This window comes from Streptomyces sp. HNM0574 (genome assembly GCF_012726235.1).
Taxonomy (GTDB): Bacteria; Actinomycetota; Actinomycetes; order Streptomycetales; family Streptomycetaceae; genus Streptomyces.
This window is the reverse complement of sequence record NZ_JAASAH010000014.1, coordinates 118,212-136,328: the sequence shown is the minus strand read 5'-3', so window position 1 is coordinate 136,328 and position 18,117 is coordinate 118,212. Positions and strand designations below refer to the sequence as shown.

At 72.8% G+C, this 18,117-nt stretch carries 18 protein-coding genes and 1 riboswitch; of the genes, 11 read left to right on the top strand and 7 right to left on the bottom strand.

Annotated elements, in window-relative coordinates; genetic code table 11:
- The first annotated feature begins 91 nt into the window (after positions 1-91).
- The 8 genes from HCC30_RS22155 (at position 92) to HCC30_RS22120 (ending at position 7,950) form a co-directional block, all read left to right on the top strand.
- The gene (locus tag HCC30_RS22155; RefSeq protein ID WP_169444392.1) at positions 92-721 is read left to right on the top strand and encodes a cysteine hydrolase; all 630 of its coding nucleotides are present in this window, start codon (positions 92-94) and stop codon (positions 719-721) included.
- Between the two features lie 142 nt (positions 722-863).
- Positions 864-1,625, top strand: a complete 762-nt coding sequence (gene fabG / locus HCC30_RS22150) for a 3-oxoacyl-ACP reductase FabG (RefSeq protein ID WP_169444391.1) — start codon at positions 864-866, stop codon at positions 1,623-1,625.
- Positions 1,626-1,642: 17 nt separating this feature from the next.
- Positions 1,643-2,401, top strand: a complete 759-nt coding sequence (locus HCC30_RS22145) for an SDR family oxidoreductase (RefSeq protein ID WP_169444390.1) — start codon at positions 1,643-1,645, stop codon at positions 2,399-2,401.
- A 355-nt stretch (positions 2,402-2,756) separates the two neighbouring features.
- Entirely contained in the window at positions 2,757-4,343 is a 1,587-nt protein-coding gene (locus HCC30_RS22140; protein ID WP_169444389.1) for an ABC transporter substrate-binding protein, read from the top strand.
- A gap of 128 nt (positions 4,344-4,471) precedes the next feature.
- The gene (gene ung, locus HCC30_RS22135) at positions 4,472-5,158 is read left to right on the top strand and encodes a uracil-DNA glycosylase (protein WP_169444388.1); all 687 of its coding nucleotides are present in this window, start codon (positions 4,472-4,474) and stop codon (positions 5,156-5,158) included.
- A gap of 186 nt (positions 5,159-5,344) precedes the next feature.
- Complete coding sequence (locus tag HCC30_RS22130; RefSeq protein ID WP_169444450.1) at positions 5,345-5,791, top strand: hypothetical protein; 447 nt, start codon at positions 5,345-5,347, stop codon at positions 5,789-5,791.
- Between the two features lie 107 nt (positions 5,792-5,898).
- Positions 5,899-5,993, top strand: a riboswitch (glycine riboswitch).
- Between the two features lie 283 nt (positions 5,994-6,276).
- Complete coding sequence (locus HCC30_RS22125) at positions 6,277-6,900, top strand: trimeric intracellular cation channel family protein (protein WP_346776754.1); 624 nt, start codon at positions 6,277-6,279, stop codon at positions 6,898-6,900.
- Between the two features lie 144 nt (positions 6,901-7,044).
- On the top strand, positions 7,045-7,950 hold the full coding sequence (locus tag HCC30_RS22120) for a Gfo/Idh/MocA family oxidoreductase (protein ID WP_169444387.1): 906 nt from the start codon (positions 7,045-7,047) through the stop codon (positions 7,948-7,950).
- A gap of 10 nt (positions 7,951-7,960) precedes the next feature.
- Here the strand turns inward: HCC30_RS22120 and HCC30_RS22115 are convergent, their stop codons facing one another.
- From HCC30_RS22115 to HCC30_RS22100, 4 genes are all read right to left on the bottom strand, one after another.
- The gene (locus tag HCC30_RS22115; RefSeq protein WP_169444386.1) at positions 7,961-8,221 is read right to left on the bottom strand and encodes a hypothetical protein; all 261 of its coding nucleotides are present in this window, start codon (positions 8,219-8,221) and stop codon (positions 7,961-7,963) included.
- Between the two features lie 106 nt (positions 8,222-8,327).
- Positions 8,328-9,830 carry an apolipoprotein N-acyltransferase gene (gene lnt / locus HCC30_RS22110; protein ID WP_169444385.1) on the bottom strand — a complete coding sequence of 501 codons (1,503 nt, stop codon included), beginning with the start codon at positions 9,828-9,830 and terminating at the stop codon, positions 8,328-8,330.
- A 122-nt stretch (positions 9,831-9,952) separates the two neighbouring features.
- Complete coding sequence (locus HCC30_RS22105; protein ID WP_346776757.1) at positions 9,953-10,321, bottom strand: NUDIX domain-containing protein; 369 nt, start codon at positions 10,319-10,321, stop codon at positions 9,953-9,955.
- Between the two features lie 192 nt (positions 10,322-10,513).
- Positions 10,514-11,683, bottom strand: a complete 1,170-nt coding sequence (locus tag HCC30_RS22100; protein ID WP_169444383.1) for a methyltransferase domain-containing protein — start codon at positions 11,681-11,683, stop codon at positions 10,514-10,516.
- Positions 11,684-12,069: 386 nt separating this feature from the next.
- Between HCC30_RS22100 and HCC30_RS22095 the strand changes: the two genes are divergently transcribed.
- Positions 12,070-13,284: a chitinase gene (locus HCC30_RS22095; protein ID WP_169444382.1), complete on the top strand. Its 1,215-nt coding sequence runs from the start codon at positions 12,070-12,072 to the stop codon at positions 13,282-13,284.
- A gap of 79 nt (positions 13,285-13,363) precedes the next feature.
- Here the strand turns inward: HCC30_RS22095 and HCC30_RS22090 are convergent, their stop codons facing one another.
- Positions 13,364-13,699, bottom strand: coding sequence for a DUF952 domain-containing protein (locus HCC30_RS22090; RefSeq protein WP_169444381.1), 336 nt, complete (start codon positions 13,697-13,699; stop codon positions 13,364-13,366).
- Positions 13,700-13,842: 143 nt separating this feature from the next.
- Between HCC30_RS22090 and HCC30_RS22085 the strand changes: the two genes are divergently transcribed.
- Positions 13,843-15,510, top strand: a complete 1,668-nt coding sequence (locus HCC30_RS22085) for an AMP-binding protein (protein ID WP_346776753.1) — start codon at positions 13,843-13,845, stop codon at positions 15,508-15,510.
- A gap of 45 nt (positions 15,511-15,555) precedes the next feature.
- On the opposite strand, the gene HCC30_RS22080 is transcribed toward HCC30_RS22085, so the two are convergent.
- Together HCC30_RS22080 and HCC30_RS22075 are read right to left on the bottom strand one after the other, a co-directional pair.
- Positions 15,556-16,728, bottom strand: coding sequence for an FAD-dependent oxidoreductase (locus tag HCC30_RS22080; RefSeq protein ID WP_169444380.1), 1,173 nt, complete (start codon positions 16,726-16,728; stop codon positions 15,556-15,558).
- Positions 16,725-17,093, bottom strand: a complete 369-nt coding sequence (locus tag HCC30_RS22075) for a bifunctional 3-phenylpropionate/cinnamic acid dioxygenase ferredoxin subunit (RefSeq protein WP_169444445.1) — start codon at positions 17,091-17,093, stop codon at positions 16,725-16,727. Before HCC30_RS22075 ends, HCC30_RS22080 begins: the two co-directional genes overlap by 4 nt.
- 154 nt (positions 17,094-17,247) lie before the next feature.
- Here HCC30_RS22075 and HCC30_RS22070 point away from each other — a divergent pair, with 154 nt between their 5' ends.
- Positions 17,248-18,066 (top strand): IclR family transcriptional regulator, encoded by an 819-nt coding sequence (locus HCC30_RS22070; protein ID WP_169444379.1) that lies wholly within the window; start codon positions 17,248-17,250, stop codon positions 18,064-18,066.
- Positions 18,067-18,117 lie beyond the last annotated feature (51 nt).

Sequence of the window (18,117 nt, the reverse complement as noted above, 5' to 3'; positions counted from 1 at the left end):
GCCGGACCGCCCCCGCGCAATGCCCCGCCCCCTTCCCTCTTCGTGCGGCGCCCTCTAGCCTCCGGTCACGCCGGGCGGAGAGGGGAGCGGGATGAGCGCGCACGGGGCACTGGAAGCGCTGCTGGAGCCGTCGCGCACGGCGCTGCTCACCGTCGAGTGCCAGAACGGTGTGGTGGGCGAGCGCAGCGCGCTGCCCGAACTCGCCGCCGCGGCACGGGAGTCCGGCATGCTCGACCGCGTCGCGCGCCTGGTGGGCGCCGCGCACGGCGCGGGCGTCCAGGTGCTGCACGCCGTCGCCGAACGCCGCCCGGACGGCCGGGGCTCAGGCGCCAACGCGCGCCTGTTCCGCGCCGCTTCCCGCCTGCCGGTGCAGCAGCTGTCCGGGACGGAGGCCGTACGGGTCGCCGCCCCCGTGCCGGTCGCCGAGGAGGACCTCGTCGTCCGCAGGCTGCACGGGCTCTCCCCGCTCGCGGGCACGGACGTCGACCCGCTGCTGCGCAACCTCGGGGTGCGGACGCTGGTGGTCACGGGCGTCTCCGCGAACGTCGCCGTGCCCAACGCGGTCTTCGACGCCGTCAATCTCGGGTACACCGTGGTCGTCCCGGAGGACGCCGTCGCCGGGGTACCCGAGGACTACACGCCCGCGATGGTCCGCCACACCCTGGCCCTCGTCGCCACGGTCACCGACACCGCGACGCTGCTCGGCCACTGGGCGCGCTGAGCCTTTCCCGGACCGCTCCCTCCCCGCGCCGGACGGCCCGGCGGCCAGGGACCGTTGACAGCGCGTTGCCCGCCTCATAGCGTCACGTCAGCCGTAGGTACTAAGCGGTTGCTCACCAATCCAGGGCGAGGAGAGAACCAGAATGTCCAGCACCGAGCAGCGTGTCGCGATCGTGACGGGCGGGGCCAGGGGGATCGGCGCCGCCACCGCCGTCCGGCTGGCCGCCGAGGGGCGTGCCGTCGCCGTACTCGACCTCGACGAGGCGGCCTGCAAGGACACCGTCGAGAAGATCACCGCGGCGGGCGGCAAGGCCGTCGCCGTCGGCTGTGACGTCTCCGACGGTGCGCAGGTCGAGGCGGCCGTGGCCCGCGTGGCCGAGGAGCTCGGCGCTCCCACCGTGCTCGTCAACAACGCCGGAGTCCTGCGCGACAACCTCCTGTTCAAGATGGAGGAGGCCGACTGGGACACCGTGATGAACGTGCACCTGCGCGGCGCCTTCCTGATGTCCCGCGCCTGCCAGAAGCACATGGTCGACGCCGGGTTCGGCCGGATCGTGAACCTCTCCTCGTCCTCCGCGCTCGGCAACCGCGGGCAGGTCAACTACTCGGCGGCCAAGGCCGGTCTGCAGGGCTTCACCAAGACGCTCGCCAAGGAGCTCGGCAAGTTCGGCGTGACCGCGAACGCCGTCGCGCCCGGCTTCATCGTCACCGACATGACCGCGGCCACCGCCGAGCGCGTCGGCATGGGCTTCGAGGACTTCCAGGCCGCGGCCGCCTCGCAGATCCCCGTCCAGCGCGTCGGCCGCCCCGAGGACATCGCCAACGCGATCGCCTTCTTCACCGGCGAGGCGGCCGGCTTCGTCTCCGGCCAGGTCATGTACGTGGCCGGCGGACCGCTCAACTGATCCCGGAGGCAGTGGACATGGCACAGCAGGGGCAGCAGGGCGAGGTCGCGCTCGTCACCGGCGGCAGCCGCGGGATCGGGTACGGCGTCGCACAGTCGCTGATCGCGCGCGGCGACCGGGTGTGCATCACCGGCCGGAACGAGGACGCGCTCAAGGAGGCCGTCGAGGCGCTCGGCGCCGACCGCGCGATGTACGTCGCGGGCAAGGCGCACGACGAGGCGCACCAGACCGACGCGGTGGAGAAGGTCATGGCCGCCTGGGGCCGGGTCGACCACCTCGTCAACAACGCGGGCACGAATCCGGTCTTCGGGCCGATCGCCGAACTCGACCTCAACGTCGCCCGGAAGGTCTTCGAGACCAACGTCGTCTCGGCGCTCGGTTTCGCGCAGCGCACCTGGGCGGCCTGGCAGCGGGAGAACGGCGGCTCGGTCGTCAACGTCGCCTCCATCGCCGGGATCTCGGCCTCGCCGTTCATCGGCGCGTACGGCATGAGCAAGGCCGCGATGGTCAACCTCACGCTCCAGCTGGCGCACGAGTTCGCGCCGGGGGTGCGGGTGAACGCGGTCGCGCCCGCCGTGGTCAAGACCAAGTTCGCCGCCGCGCTCTACGAGGGGCGCGAGCAGGAGGCCGCGGCGCGGTACCCGATGGGGCGGCTGGGCGCCCCGGAGGACATCGGCGGCGCCGTCGCGTACCTCACATCGCGGGACGCGGCGTGGGTCACCGGGCAGACACTCGTGGTCGACGGCGGTCTGTTCCTCAATTCGGGCGTGGAGTGAACGAATTGGACTGAGCGGGCACCCCGGGGCCGGACGGTGCCCGCTCTGCGGACGTGCGGGTACCGGTCCGTCGCCGGGTCGGTACCCGCAGTCACGACGCACCCCTCCTCACCTGGCTCGATGCGGTACAAATCCTTGATCTGTGCATGCTCCGGAGCGTCCGGCTGAGGTATGGTCGCTCTCGCCTTCGGCAGCGGATCCCCCGCGCGGCCGCCGCGTGCGCGGCGCGCGAGAGCGGAACGGACAGGGCGAGTGGCCGACGGCGAATTCCCTACGGGACGTCCATGGGCCCGCCCTTGGCGTCTTCTGGCAACCGCATCAGCAGTAGTGGCCCCGCCGACTGAGGAGCGCGTACGTGTTCGACCGCAACCGACCCCTGAGGCTGACCGCGTCCGTCGCGATGTCAACAGCCCTGCTCGCCGGGTGCAGTTCGCTGTCGGGAGACGACGGCAAGGGGGACGAACCGGTCGTCGTGGGCACCACCAGCGCCCCCAGCGTCCTCGACCCCGCGGCCGCCTGGGACGGCTCCTGGGAGCTGTACCGGAACGTCTACCAGACGCTCCTCACCGTCCCGAACTCCAGCAGCACGCCCGAACCGGACGCCGCGGAGCGGTGCGGTTTCACGGACTCGGCCAGCAAGGTCTACCGCTGCACGCTCAAGGGCGGGCTGACCTTCTCCGACGGCAGCACCCTGGACTCCGCCGCCGTCAAGCACTCCATCGACCGCATCCGGAAGATCGACGCGCCCGCCGGGCCGATCGGCCTCCTGGACAGTCTCGACCGGGTCGAGGCCCCCGACCGCAAGACCGTCGTCTTCCACCTCAAGAAGTCCGACGCGACCTTCCCGTTCATCCTGGCCACCCCCGCCACCTCGATCGTCGAGCCGGAGAGCTACCCAGCGGACCGGCTCCGCACCGACGAGGGCGTCACCGGCTCCGGGCCGTACCAGCTGGCCTCGTACACCGACGGCGAGAAGGCCGAGCTGACCCGGAACGAGTCCTACAAGGGCGCCGCCGACATGAAGAACGACGGCGTCACCATCCGCTACTTCTCCTCCTCCCGGAAGATGGTCGCGGCGCTGAAGGACGGCAGCATCGACCTGAGCTACCGCGGACTGACCCCGAGCCAGGTCACCACCCTCCAGAAGGCCGGCGCGAAGGGCGCCGACGCCCTCGAACTCAGCGAGATGACCGGCTCCGAGATCCGCTACCTGGTCTTCAACTCCCAGGACAAGACCGCCGGAAACCCGGCCGTACGCAGGGCGATCGCCCAGCTCGTCGACCGCAAGGCCCTGGTGCGCAACGTCTACGAGCGCACCGCCGACCCGCTCTACAGCATGGTCCCGAGCGGCATCACCGGCCACACCAGCGCCTTCTACGACCGCTACGGCGAGCCCAGCCGCGAGAAGGCGAAGCGGACGCTGGCCGCCGCCGGGATCAACCGCAAGGTCGAGCTCACCCTCTGGTACACCACCGACCGCTACGGCACCGCCACCAAGCGGGAGTTCGAGGAGCTGGAGCGGCAGCTGGAACAGTCCGGACTCTTCGACATCACCATCGAGGGCCGCGGCTGGAAGGAGTTCCAGAAGGGCTACAACAAGGGCCAGTACCCGGTCTTCGGCCGCGGCTGGTTCGCGGACTTCCCCGACGCGGACAACTACATCACCCCCTTCGTCGGCAAGCGCAACGCCGTCGGCACCCCGTACGAGAGCGAGCAGCTCGCGAGCACCCTGCTGCGCTCGCGCGAGGAGAGCGACCGGGCCGCCGCCGGGGAGCACTTCGCCAAGGCGCAGCGCGTCATCGCCGAGGACGCCAAGCTGCTGCCGCTGTGGCAGGGGCGCGTCTACATCGCCTCCCGCAAGGACATCGCGGGCGTCGAGTGGTCCCTGGACTCGTCGGTGATCATGCGGATGTGGGAACTGCACCGCAAGTCCAGCTGGTGACGGGCGAGTTGGGCACCCGCCCGGCCACCGCGACGGGTGCCCCGCGCCCGTTGTCGGTGGCCGGCGGTACGTTGCCGGACAGCACATGCACGAGCGAGTGCCTGTCCGGCACCGACGGAGGTTGACGCGTGAACGGCACCACGGGCCTGTTGCCCGCATCCTGGCAGGACGTCCTGGAGGAGGAGACGGCCAAGCCCTACTTCGAGGAGCTGACCGAGTTCGTGGCCCAGGAGCGGGCCCGCGGCCCGGTCTACCCGCCGCGGGAGGAGGTCTTCGCCGCGCTGGAGGCCACCCCGTACGACCGCGTCAAGGTACTGATCCTCGGCCAGGACCCGTACCACGGCGAGGGCCAGGGGCACGGGCTGTGCTTCTCGGTGCGGCCCGGCGTGAAGACCCCGCCGTCGCTGCGGAACATCTACAAGGAGCTCCGGGACGACCTCGGCCACCCCGTGCCGGACAACGGCTGTCTGATGCCCTGGGCGCAACAGGGCGTGCTGCTGCTCAACGCGGTGCTCACCGTCCGCGCGGGCGAGGCCAATTCGCACAAGGGCAAGGGCTGGGAGAAGGTCACCGACGCGGTGATCCGCGCCGTCGCCGCCCGCCCCGACCCGGCGGTGTTCGTCCTCTGGGGCAACTACGCGAAGAAGAAGCTGCCGTTGATCGACACCGAACGGCACGCGGTCGTGCAGGGCGCGCACCCCTCGCCGCTCTCCGCGCGGAAGTTCTTCGGCTCCCGCCCCTTCAGCCAGATCGACGAGGCCGTCGCCGCGCAGGGCCACACCCCGATCGACTGGCGCATCCCGGACCTCGGCTGACGCGCCCCCGCTCCCCGTCCCCTCCCGCCGGACCGCCGTGCGGGGGCCGCCGGGAGGGGCGCCGCGAGTGCCTGGACGGGATTGTCAGTGGCGGCGGTTAGCGTCGTGGAGACGACTGGCCGGGCCGCAGGACAGCAGGAGGCACTCGTGGCCGAGCAGCAGCAGAACGCGTCCCACGACGCGACGATGGTCCGGATCGGGCAGGCGATCATGCTGCACCGCGGCGGGGACCGGGAGGAGGCCCGCAACCGCTTCGCGCAGCTGTGGACGGAGACGGGCGAGCAGGAGCTCTTCCACCGCTGCACCATCGCGCACTACATGGCCGACACCCAGGACGACCCCCGCAGCGAGCTGGAGTGGGACCGAAGAGCTCTCGCCGCGGCCGACGCCCTCGCCGGGGACGAGGTGCGCTGGGGCGAGCACTCGCTCGCGGTCCGCTGCCTCTACCCCTCGCTCTACCTCAACCTCGCGGCCGATCACGCCAAGCTCGGCGAGGACGCCCCGGCCCGGCGCGAGCTGGCCAGGGCCCGCGAGGTCGCGGGCGAGCTCGCGGACGATCCGTACGGGCAGGGCATCCGGGCCGCGATCGACCGCCTGGGCCTCCAACTCGACGCGGGCGGCCGGGAGTTCTGACCCCGCTCCGGAGCCCGCCTGTCCCGGGCCCGGGTCCGCCCGGAGCGAGCGGGAGAGGCGGGTCCAGGCCGCGTGTTAGCGTGGCCGGACAATCGAACACAGGCTGTTGACCCCGTGCGGGAGAACACGTGCGCTCAGTGACCGCGTGTGCCGAAGGAGCAACTCTCCCGGAATCTCTCAGGCCACTTACCGCACGGGACGAGGCGACTCTGAAAAGCGGCTCCGCACCGGAGCCGCGCCGACGGGGCAAACCGCCGAGCAGGCGGTGAAACTCTCAGGCTCCATGACAGAGCGGGAACCCGCGCCGGGCGCACACCGCGCCCGGACGTACGCCCTCCGGATCACCGGAGGGCCTGCCGAGTCTCCCCGCGAAAGAGAGCCCTCCCGCCGTGTTTCCCCCTTCCTCCGTGCTGCCTGCCCACGGCAGCCCCGCCCGCCCCGTCCTGCCCGCGGCCCACGCCGCCGCGAGTGAGTGAGGAGGCGTCGTGGTGCTGCACGTGCTCTACCTCATCGGGATCGCCGCCTTCGCGGCCAGCGGCGTCCTGGCCGCGCACGAGGCGAAGATGGACCCCTTCGGCGGCCTCGTCCTCGCCCTCGCCGCCTCGATCTCCGGCGGCACCCTGCGGGACGTGCTGCTCGACCGCCGCCCGCTGTACTGGACGCAGGACTGGGTGCTGCTCGCCGTGATCGCCACGGTCGCCGTCCTCACCAGCCTCTACCTGCGGCGCCGCCGGCTGCCGCACCGGGTGCTGCTCACCGTCGACGCCGTCGGCCTCTCCGTGGTGACCGTCATCGGCGCCAAGGCGGCCCTGGACAGCGGCGTCACCCCGCCCGCCGTGATCATCCTCGCGGTGATGACCGGCGTCACCGGCGAGATCGTCCGGGACCTGCTGTGCGGGAGCACCCCGCCGCTGCTGCTGCGGGAGGACTTCTACGCCACCGCCGCGACCGTGGGCGCCCTGTGCTACCTCGCGATGGACGCGCTCGGCGTCCCCTCGACGCCCACCACGGTCACCTCCGCCGGACTGGTCTTCGCCCTGCGCATGCTCGCGATCCGCTACGGCTTCCGGCTGCCGCTGCTGCGCACCCCGGAGGCCGGCCGCGTCTGACCCCGAGCCCGACCCCGCGCCGGGCCCGCGCCGTCAACTCCGGCGCGGCGCCCGTATGCTCTGCCGGTACGCACGCCCGGCACAGCGGGCGCCCGCCACCGAAGGAGCCGGCCCCGACCGGGCCGTGCCGGACGAGGAGCCACCGTGAGAATCGGCGTCATCGGACTCGGCGACATCGCGCAGAAGGCCTACCTGCCGGTGCTCGCCGCGCAGCCGGACCTGGAGCCGCACCTGGTGACGCGGAACCCCGAGACGCTCGAACGCGTCGGCGCGGCCCACCGGGTGCCCGCCGGGCACCTGCACACCGACCTCGACGCGCTGCTCGACCGACGGCCCGACGCCGCCTTCGTGCACACCGCCACCGTGGCGCACCCGGAGATCGTCACCCGGCTCCTGGAGGCGGGCGTCCCCACCTACGTCGACAAGCCCCTGGCGTACGAACTGGCCGAGGCGCAGCGGCTGGTGGAGCTCGCCGAGCGGCGCCGCACCGGCCTCACCGTCGGCTTCAACCGCCGCCACGCGCCGGGGTACGCCCAGTGCCTGGAGCACCCGCGCGACCTGATCCTGCTGCAGAAGCACCGCGTCGGCCTGCCCGAGGCGCCGCGCACGATGGTCTTCGACGACTTCATCCACGTCGTCGACACCCTGCGCTTCCTGGCGCCGGGTACGCCCGACCACATCGACATCCGCACCCGGGTACGGGACGGCCTGCTGCACCACGCCGTCCTCCAGATGTCGGGCGACGGCTTCACCGCGATCGGCGCGATGAACCGGCTCTCCGGCTCGGCCGAGGAGGTGCTGGAGGTCTCCGGCGCCGACAGCAAGCGCGAGGTGCGCGACCTCGCCGCCGTCGTCGACCACCGGGGCCAGCCCAGCGTCCGGCGCCGCGGCGACTGGGTGCCCGTCGCCCGGCAGCGCGGCATCGAGCAGATCGTGCTGGCCTTCCTCGACGCCGTGCGTGCGGGGGAGCGGCCCTCGGCCCAGGACGCGCTGCTCACCCACGAGTTGTGCGAGCGCGTCGTCATCGCCGCGGAGGAACAGGCGGGTTGACCCCGCGTGTTCAGGCCGTCAGCGCGGGCGCGGCGCGGCGGATGCCGAGCACGGCGCCCGGGATCGCGGCCAGGTGGCCGACGAGGGCGAGGAAGTAGCCGTTGGCGGTGAGCACGTCCACGGCGACGCCGAGGAGCGCGCCGAGGGCGAAGCCCGCCCAGGCGCCGACGAGGGCGCCCAGCAGGGGCCGGAGGCGGGGCCGCCGGTTCCGGATCAGTACGGCGGCGACGATCAGGGCGATGAGGGTCACGGAGAGCGCAGGCATCAGCATGCCTCCAGCGTCCGCGCACCCGCCGCCCCCGGCCATCGGGAGCTCCCCGGAGTTCACCCCGCCCCGGCCCCTAGGGGCGGTCCGGTGGTTGCCCGGAGCACGCGCCTCAGCCCGGCCTCCGCCGCAGGGCCCGTACGCCCTCGGCCGAGCCGAACGCGGCCAGCGCACCCAGTGACAGCCCCAGCACCCAGTCCCCGAAGCGGACGTACGGAGTGGTGCCGCCGGCCATCGGCACGGGGTAGACCGCGCTGCCCTCGTCCTCCGTGCCCAGCCGTGGGCCGACGGCCTCGCCGCGCGGCCCGTACACCGCGCTGACCCCGGTGAGCGTCGCGTGCACCATCGGCCGGCCCGTCTCGGCGGCGCGGAGCGCGGCCAGCGAGGCGTGCTGCTGCGGGGCCCAGCTGTTCTGGAACGTCGAGGTGGCGGTCTGCCCGACGAGCAACCTGGCGCCCTCGCGCACCAGATGGCGGCTCATGTCGGGGAACGCCGTCTCGAAGCAGATCAGCGGGCCGAAGACCAGCCCGCCCGAACGCATCAGCACCGGCTCCTCGCCCCGGTGCCGGTCCTCGCCCGCGGCACGGCCCACCGAGGTCGCCCAGCCGAGCACCTGCCGGGCCGGGACGTACTCGCCGAAGGGCACCAGTCGCATCTTGTCGTAGCGCGGGCCGACCGGCCCCCCGGGACCGACCAGGACGGAGCTCTTGAAGATGCCGGGCCCGTGGGCGCGCCGCGCGTCCACGTTCACCAGCAGCGGGGAACCGGTCGCGCGGGCCAGCGCGGTGAGCCGCCGCCGCAGGTCCGGGTGGGCGCCCAGGTCGTAGCCGACGCTGCTCTCGCCCCACACGATCAGCTCGGGCGCGCGGCCCCGCTCCTCCCGGGCGAGTGCGCGGGTGAGCTCCTCACCGCGCGCGAACCGGTGCCGCGCGTCGGCCGTCCCGCCCGGCTGGACGACGCCGACCCGCACCGTCCCCTCGGGCCGCGGCTGCGGCGCCCACGCCCACACCGCGCAGGTGAAGAGCGCGGCCCCGGCCAGCCCGGCCGCCGCGGGGCGCCGGGCCGAGGGCGTGGCGATCAGCCCCGCCAGCGCCGTGTTCACCGCGACGAGCAGGAACCCGACGAGCCACACCCCGCCCACCGAGGCCAGCCGCAGCGCGGGCGCGACCTGCCACTGGCTCGCGCCGAGCAGCCCCCACGGGCCGCCCAAGTACTCCCAGGAGCGCACCAGTTCGACGAGGAGCCAGCCCGAGGGCACCAGCAGCAGCGCGGCCGCGAACCGTCCCGGGCCCGGAGCGCCGCCCAGCAGCCGCCGGACGAGCAGGCCCCACGGGGCCCACAGCGCGCCCAGAAGCAGGGTCAGCGGGAGCAGGAAGACGTGCAGGCTCGGCAGCAGCCAGTGGTGCACCGCCAGCATGAAGCCCGCGCCGCCGAGCCAGCCGGTGAGCGCCGCCTGCCGGGCGCGGGGCGCGGACCGGGCGAGCAGCAGCAGCGGCACCAGCGCGAACGGGGCCAGCCACCACAGCGCGGGCGCCGGGAACGCGAGCGCGGGCACCGCACCGGCCAGGACCGGGAGCACCAGGCGTACCCACCGGGACTCCTGTGCCACCCGCATACCGCGTGCCTCCCTCGTCCCCGGTGCCGCCCGCAGCCGGGTCACCAGTGTGCGCGAGGAGTTCCGCCGGGGCGAGAGTGCCGTGCCGGACGCCCGGCGGGCTCAGGGCTCCGGGGCCCGGCTCAGGAACCCAGGCCGAGGAGGGGGACGACGTGCCGGGCGATGGCGGGGGCCAGCGTGAGGGGACCGTCGTCGTCGCTCTCGCCGTCCCGCAGCCAGCGCATCGAGGCCAGTTCGGCGGCCGGGACGGGCTCCCGGTCGAGGCCGGCCCGGAAGACGGTCAGGTGCATGGGGACGTCCTCCAGCACGGCCCAGTCCTCCACCGTCACCAGCGGGGTCAGCCCGGTCGGCGTGACGCCGAGCTCCTCGTCCAGCTCGCGGGCCAGGGTCTGCTCGGGCGTCTCGCCGGGGTCGGGCTTGCCGCCCGGCAGGTAGTAGACGTCGGGCGCTGCCTGCTTGCTGACCACCAGCAGCCGCCCCTCCCGGACCACGGCGGCCGCCACCACACTGATCCCCTCCGCGCCTGGACTCTGTTCCGCGCCGGGGGTCTGTGCGGGGGCCGTCTCGGTTCCGGGGGTCACCTGTTCGTATGCCACGGCCCGCATTCTCCCAGCCGTCCCCCGGGGGCCGACGAGGCGGTCGCCGTCCCGGTGCGGGGCGGGAAGGGCGCGGGCCCGGCCACGTCACGTCCGCTGCTGCGGTGCCGTGTGCGCCACCACGTTCTCCGGGGTGTCCAGCCACGCCCGCTGGCCTGCCGGGTCCACGGTCAGTCCGTGCCGAGTGACTCCGGGGCGCCCGGCCTGCCGCCAGGCGGCATACGCGGCCACCACCTCGTCCCACAGGTTCCGCCGGCCGAAGACCCGCACGGCCCCCGCCTGCCACCAGTGGTCGTAGTCCACCAAGGTCACGTTCCGGCCGGACTCGTCCCACAACTGCACCTGCCGCGCCCGGCCTTCACCACGGTGCGTGTAGTCGATGTCCGGAACCCGCAGGCCGATCACGAAATCCTGCTCCCACGGCCCCCGGAACACGTCCGCCGGGTCCAGGGGCGAAGCGGCGGGAGTGTGTTCCTCCGGGGGTGCCAGGCTCCGCGGCGGCCGGTGGCTGCGCGCCCACATGTACCAGGCGCAGCCGGTGAACCGTCCCGATGCCGTGCCTTCGTTCACCCGCAGACGCACCAGGCCGCCGCTGGCGTACGCCGTGCCGAAGGGCGTGACGATCACCGCTTCCGGCGCGCACCGGGCGAGCCATTCCTCCGGTACCCGCCGCAGCGCGGCCGTGGACAGCACCCGGTCGTACGGGCCGCCCGCGGGACACCCGGACAGGCCGTCGCCGCACACCGTCGTCACCTCGTAGCCCGCGGCCCGGAGGTTGGCCGCACCCCATGCCGACAGCCCCGGATCGACCTCGACGGTCACCACCTGTCCGTCCCCGGCCAGTTCGCGCAGCAGGGCCGCGTTGTACCCGGACGCGGTGCCCACCTCCAGGACCCGGCACCCGGGCCGCACGTCCAGCTGCGCCAGCTTCTCGAAGACGATGTCCGGAGCCGACACCGACGAGGTGAAGTCGCCCACCGCCGGTTCAACGGGGCGGCCGCTGTCGTCGTCGAGCTGGACAACGGCGCTCAGCCGGTCGTCCCACACCGCCCGCAGCCATCCCCGCGCGTCCTCGGCACGGTCCACCACGGGATACAGCCCGTCGTCTCCCCGCCGGGGAAGCCAGAACCGCGAGGGTACGAAGGCGGCCCGGTCCACCGCGTCGAATGCGGCGGCCAGGCCCGGCGCGCGGAAGGCGCCCTTCGTCTCCAGCGCCGTGCGGCACACCTGCCGCCAGTCGGTCACCTCGTCGGCCACGGGGAGTTCACTTCTTCTCCGGGTTGTCGCCGTCCGGGCTCGGCGGCTCCGGCGGCGGCGTCCACGGCTTGTCGGACGGCCCCCCGCGGTGCTTGTCCTCCATGTCAGCCTCCTTCTCTCCGGCCGGAACCTGACGGAGAGAAGTATGGACACCGCCCGACAGCAGCCACAAGCAGGCGCCGACGCGAGCGCCGGATCGAAGCCACCACACACCGGCAGCCGCTTCCCGAGGCTCAAATGTCCATCTGGTCCAGACCATTGACAGCATTGGTCCGGTCCTGTTTGCTCCGGCGGCGAGGGGTACCGCCGGGGAAGCCTCCCCAGCGCAACAGCTTCCGGCCGGAGCCCCTCACCGGATCGACCCCGCAGTCGACGAGGAGGCCCCCATGCGCCCTGGCGCCCGCTCGAACCGCCGCACCCCCTTACTCTTCCGCCGCAACGGCCCCCGGCCGCGGCGGCACAGACGAGCGCTCATCGCCGTCCTCGCCGGACTCGCCGCCGCCGGCCTGCCGGCCACCTCGGCCACCGCCGGACCGCCCGCCTCCGCAGCCCCGGAGAAGGCCGCCACCGCGGAGACCGCCGCGCTGCCCAAGAACGCCCTCGTGGGCTATCTGCACACCAGCTTCGCCAACGGCTCCGGCTACACGCGCCTCGCCGACACCCCCGCGAGCTGGGACGTCATCCAACTGGCCTTCGGGGAACCGACGTCCACCACCTCCGGCGACATCCGCTTCTCGCTCTGCCCGAAGACGGAGTGCCCGAACGTCGAGACGGAGGCCGAGTTCACCGCGGCGGTACGCGCCAAGCAGGCCGCGGGCAAGAAGGTGCTGCTCTCCATCGGCGGCCAGAACGGTCAGGTCAGGCTGACCACGACGGCCGCCCGCGACGCGTTCGTCAGGTCGGTCGGCGGGATCATCGACAAGTACGGACTGGACGGCGTCGACATCGACTTCGAGGGGCACTCGCTCTCCCTCGACCAGGGCGACACCGACTTCAAGAACCCGAAGAGCCCCGTCATCGTCAACCTGATCTCCGCGCTCAAGTCGCTGAAGGCGAAGTACGGGGCGGGCTTCCACCTCACCATGGCTCCGGAGACCTTCTTCGTCCAGCTCGGCTACCAGTACTACGGCTCGGGCAAGTGGGGCGGCCAGGACCCGCGCGCGGGCGCCTACCTGCCCGTCATCCACGCGATGCGCAACGACCTCACGCTGCTGCACGTCCAGGACTACAACTCCGGTCCCATCATGGGCCTGGACGACCAGTACCACACCATGGGGAACGCCGACTTCCACATCGCCATGACCGACATGCTGCTCGCCGGCTTCCCCGTCGCGGGCGACAGGAACAACGTCTTCCCCGCGCTCAAGCCCTCCCAGGTCGCCATCGGCCTGCCCGCCAGCCCCCAGGCCGGCAACGGGCACACCCCGCCCGGCGAGGTGAACAAGGCCCTGGACTGCCTGACCAAGGGCTCGAGTTGCGGCTCCTACAAGACCCACGGCACCTGGCCGGACATGCGCGGCCTGATGGCCTGGTCCATCAACTGGGACCGCTTCGCGGGCGGCGAGTTCGCGAAGAACTTCGACCGGTATTACGCACGCTGACCAACCACCCGACGCGGCCCGCCCCTTGGACTCCGGGGGCGGGCCGCGTCGGGTGGTGCCGGGGACGGAAGGCCACCGCTCAGCCCACCCAGTCCCTCCACCGTTCGACGCGGGTGACCGCTGTGACCGGGAGCGGGCCGTACAGGTGGGGGAAGTCCTCGGCGCCGGGCACGGGCGGCTCGTAGCGGACCGGGACGGTCAGCCGGGTGTCGTCGATGACGAGGACGACCAGCTCGTCGTGGTCGTCGTCGCCGCCGTACAGGGCCTCGGCCACGGTGGCCAGCTGGTGCGGCAGCGAGGCGTGGATGAAGCCCACCTCGGCGAGGGTGCGGCCGCGTGTGGACATCTCGTAGGTGCCCCTCTCGCGCGCGGCGTCCCAGAGGGGGCGCTCGGTGATGTGCAGCAGCTCGGTCATGCGCCGACGGTACGGGCGGACCGCGCGCCGGGGAAGCACGCCGCTGTTGTCCCGTGGGCAGACAGGCGGCGGCGGGGCGCGTATAACGTCACCGGCCGGGCCCTGATCCGTGATGTCCGCCGCGTTCCGTGAGCTTCAGTTCCGTGACGTCCACCGCCAGGAGGTTCGACGTGCCGACCGCGCCCGCAGTGCCCAGTTACGCATCAGGCCCCTCCACCGTGCCGCTGCTCGGTGACACCATCGGCGACAACCTGGACCGCACCGCGGCCCGCTTCCCCGCCCGGGAGGCCCTCGTCGAGTACGCCACCGGCCGCCGCTGGACCTACGCCGCCTTCTGCGAGGACGTCGACGTCCTCGCGCGCGGACTGCTGGCCATGGGCCTGGCCAAGGGCGACCGGGTCGGCGTCTGGTCGCCCAACCGCGCCGAGTGGACGCTGCTCCAGTACGCGACGGCGAAGGCCGGCACCGTACTCGTCAACATCAACCCGGCCTACCGCACGCACGAGCTGGAGTACGTGCTGCGGCAGTCCGGGGTGCGCGCGGTGTTCGCGGCGCGGGAGCACAAGTCCTCCGACTACGCGGGCATGCTGGCCGAGGCCGGACCGCGCTGCCCGGACCTGGAGCACGTGCTGCTCTTCGACAGCGCGGAGTGGGACGGGCTGCTGGCCTCGGGGAAGGACGCGGACCCGGCGGCGCTGGCGGCCCGGCAGGCGGCGCTCAGCAGCGACGACCCGGTCAACATCCAGTACACCTCGGGCACCACCGGCTTCCCCAAGGGCGCGACGCTCTCGCACCACAACATCCTCAACAACGGTTTCTTCGTGGGGGAGTTGTGCGGCTACACCGAGCGGGACCGGGTGTGCATCCCGGTGCCCTTCTACCACTGCTTCGGCATGGTGATGGGCAACCTCGCGTGCACCACGCACGGCTCCGCCATGATCGTCCCGGCCCCGTCCTTCGAGCCGGCCGTCACTCTCGCCGCCGTGGCCGAGGAGCGCTGCACCTCCCTGTACGGCGTGCCGACGATGTTCATCGCGATGCTCAATGAGCCCTCGCTGGAGTCCCGCGACGTCTCTTCGCTGCGGACCGGCATCATGGCCGGGTCCACCTGCCCGGCCGAGGTGATGCGCCAGGTCATCGAGCGGCTCGGCATGGCCGAGGTGGCGATCTGCTACGGCATGACGGAGACCTCGCCCGTCTCCAGCCAGACCCGCGCCGACGACCCGCCGGAGCGCCGGGTCGGCACCGTCGGCCGGGTGGGCCCGCACCTGGAGCTGAAGGTCGTCGACCCGGACTCCGGGCTGACCGTGCCCCGCGGCGAACCCGGCGAACTGTGCACCCGCGGCTACTCGGTGATGCTCGGCTACTGGGACGAGCCGGAGAAGACGGCGGAGGCCATCGACGCGGCGCGCTGGATGCACACCGGCGACCTCGCCGTGATGGACGAGGAGGGCTACGTCCGGATCACCGGCCGGATCAAGGACATGGTGATCCGCGGCGGCGAGAACATCTACCCGCGCGAGATCGAGGAGTTCCTGCTCGGCCACCCCGACATCCTGGACGCCCAGGTCATCGGGGTGCCCGACGAGAAGTACGGCGAGGAGCTGATGGTCTGGCTGCGGATGCGGGAGGGTACGCGCCCGCTGGACGCGGAGGCGCTGCGGGACCACTGCCGGGGCAGGCTCGCCCACTTCAAGGTCCCGCGCTACGTGCACGTGGTCGACGAGTTCCCGATGACGGTCACGGGGAAGGTCCGCAAGGTCGAGATGCGCGAACAGGCCGTGCGCCTGCTCGGGCTGCCGCGGACCTGACCGCTCCCGCCGTCGACCCGCCTGCTGTGGCCCCGAGTTGCCGGGTCACAGCGCCGCGGGCAGGGTCTCCCGGGCGAGCGCCCGGCGGGTGCGGGTGAAGGCGCGCGGGCGGTTCAGCGCGAGCGCCGCCGTCGTGCCGCCGGTCTCCGGGTTCTCGTAGACGGCGAGGAAGCTGCGGTCGTCCGGGGAGCCCTCGGCGATCCGGACGGTGTCACCGGGACGGTGCCGTCCGGCGAACTGCAGCCGCGTCCCGTACTGGTCCGACCAGAAGTACGGCAGCGGGCGGTGCGTCTCGACGGTCGCGCCGGCCAGGAGGTTGCGCGCGGCGATGCCGGCCTGCGCCGTGGCACTGCTCCAGTGCTCGGCGCGGGACCCGGCCGTGCGCACCACGTCGCCGACCGCGACGATGCCGGGCACCGGCGTGACGCAGCCCGCGTCGGCCACCACCCCGTCGTCCAGGGGCAGTCCGGAGTCCTCCAGCCAGCCGGTGCTCGGGCTCGCGCCGATGCCGACGACGACCACGTCGGCGTCGAGGGTCCGCCCGTCCGAGAGCTCGACGCCGCGGACCCGGCCCGCGCCGTCGTCCAGCAGGGAGGCGACGCCGGTGCCGCACAGCAGCTGGACGCCGTGGTCCGCGTGCAGCTTGGCGCACTCGTGCGCCATCGCCTCGCCGAGCTGCCCGATCAGCGGTTGCAGCGCGGCCTCCACGACCGTCACCAGGTGCCCCCCGGCCGCGCAGGAGGAGGCCACCTCGGCGCCGATGAACCCGCCGCCGATGACGACGATCTGCCGCTGCCCGGCGGACAGTTCGGCGCCGAGCGCCTCCGCGTCGTCCAGGGTGCGCAGGGTGTGCACCCCGGCGAGGCGCTCGCCCGGCAGCCACCGCGCGGCGGCGCCGGTGGCGATCACCAGCCCGTCGGTGGTCACCCGCCGGCCGTCCTCGAACTCGACGGTGCGCGAGCCCGGTTCGAGGCGGCGGGCGCGGGCGCCGAGCAGCCACTCGGCGTCGAGCGCCGCCTCGTCCTCGGCAGGGGCGAGGGCGATCTGTTCGCGCGTCAGGTCACCGGTGAGGAAGCCCTTGGAGAGGGGCGGCCGGTCGTAGGGCCGGTGCGGCTCGTCGCCCGCGATGACCAGGCGCCCGTCGAAGCCCTGGTCACGCAGTGCGGTGGCGGTGTACAGGCCGGCCAGTGATGCTCCGACGACGGTGATGGTCCTCATGCGGCACTCCCTTCACGGGGGATCGCGGCGGAGTGCGCGGTCCCGGCATCTGCGGTCACGGCATCGGCTGCCGCGTGGACGTACACCGTGCCGTCCTCGACGGTCACGCGGTGGGTGCGGACGGGGCGACGAGCGGGGAGGCAGGTCGGCGCCCCCGTACGGAGGTCGAATGAAGCCTCGTGGAGCGGGCATTCGATGAAGCAGCCCTCCAGGAAGCCCTCGGACAGGGACGCGTCCTGGTGGGTGCAGGTGTCATCGATGGCGTACACCTCGCCGTCGGCGTGGAAGACGGCGATCGGAGGCTGCGTGGCAATGCGGACGGACTCGCCCTCGGGCAGGTCCTCCAGACGGCAGACGGGAATCACTGGGTCCCCCTCGTACTCTTCGGTACCATGCTCGTTGCGCATCACGCACGACATAGCGTGATGCGCAACAGAATCCAGACAGCAGGGGCGCGCGTCAAGGGATTCCTGGCAAACGGGCGTGCCAACCAGCCACATGGACGGTGGAGTTGAACACATGACCGACAAGACGGAGGACAAGAAGGCCGAGGACAAGGCGGAAGAGAGGGCCACGAAGGGGACCGCGGGCGGCGTGCAGTCCGTCGACCGCGCGGTCAGCGTGATGGAGATCCTCGCCCAGCACGGCGAGGCCGGAGTGACCGAGATCGCGGACGAGTTGAACGTCCACAAGTCGACCGCCTTCCGGCTGCTCGGCGTTCTGGAGAACCGCGGACTCGTCGCTCAGGAGCAGGACCGCGGCAAGTACTACCTGGGCGCCGGAGTGCTGCGCCTCGCCGGATCGGCCGCGGCCCGGCTGGACATCTCCCAGGAGGGAGCCCCCGTCTGCCGCGACCTGGCGGCCGAGGTGGGGGAGACGGCGAACATCGCGGTGCTGGACGACGACGCCGCGGTCAACATCATGCAGGCGCGCGGCACTTCGTCCGTCACGGCGCAGAACTGGCTCGGCCGCCGGACCCCGCTGCACGCGACCTCCAGCGGCAAGGTGCTGCTCGCGCACGAGCCCAAGTCGGTCCGGGAGAGCATCCTCGCCCGCAAATCGGCACGGATCACCGAACGCACGGTGACCGTCGCGGGCGAACTGCGGGCGCAGCTGGACGCGGTGCGCGCCAACGGCTTCGCCGTCGCGATGGACGAACTGGAGGTCGGACTGCACGCGGTGGCCGCACCGGTGCACGCGCACGACGGCGACGTGATCGGCGCGATCAGCGTCTCGGGTCCCGCGTACCGGCTCGAGGGAGAGACCTTCGAGGAGCTGATCAAATGCACGATGGCGGCGGCCGCGGAGCTCTCACGGCGGATGGGATACCGCTACTGACACCCGTGCGCCGGGCCGCGCCTCCCGTGCGCCCGGCGTGCCGCGCGGCGA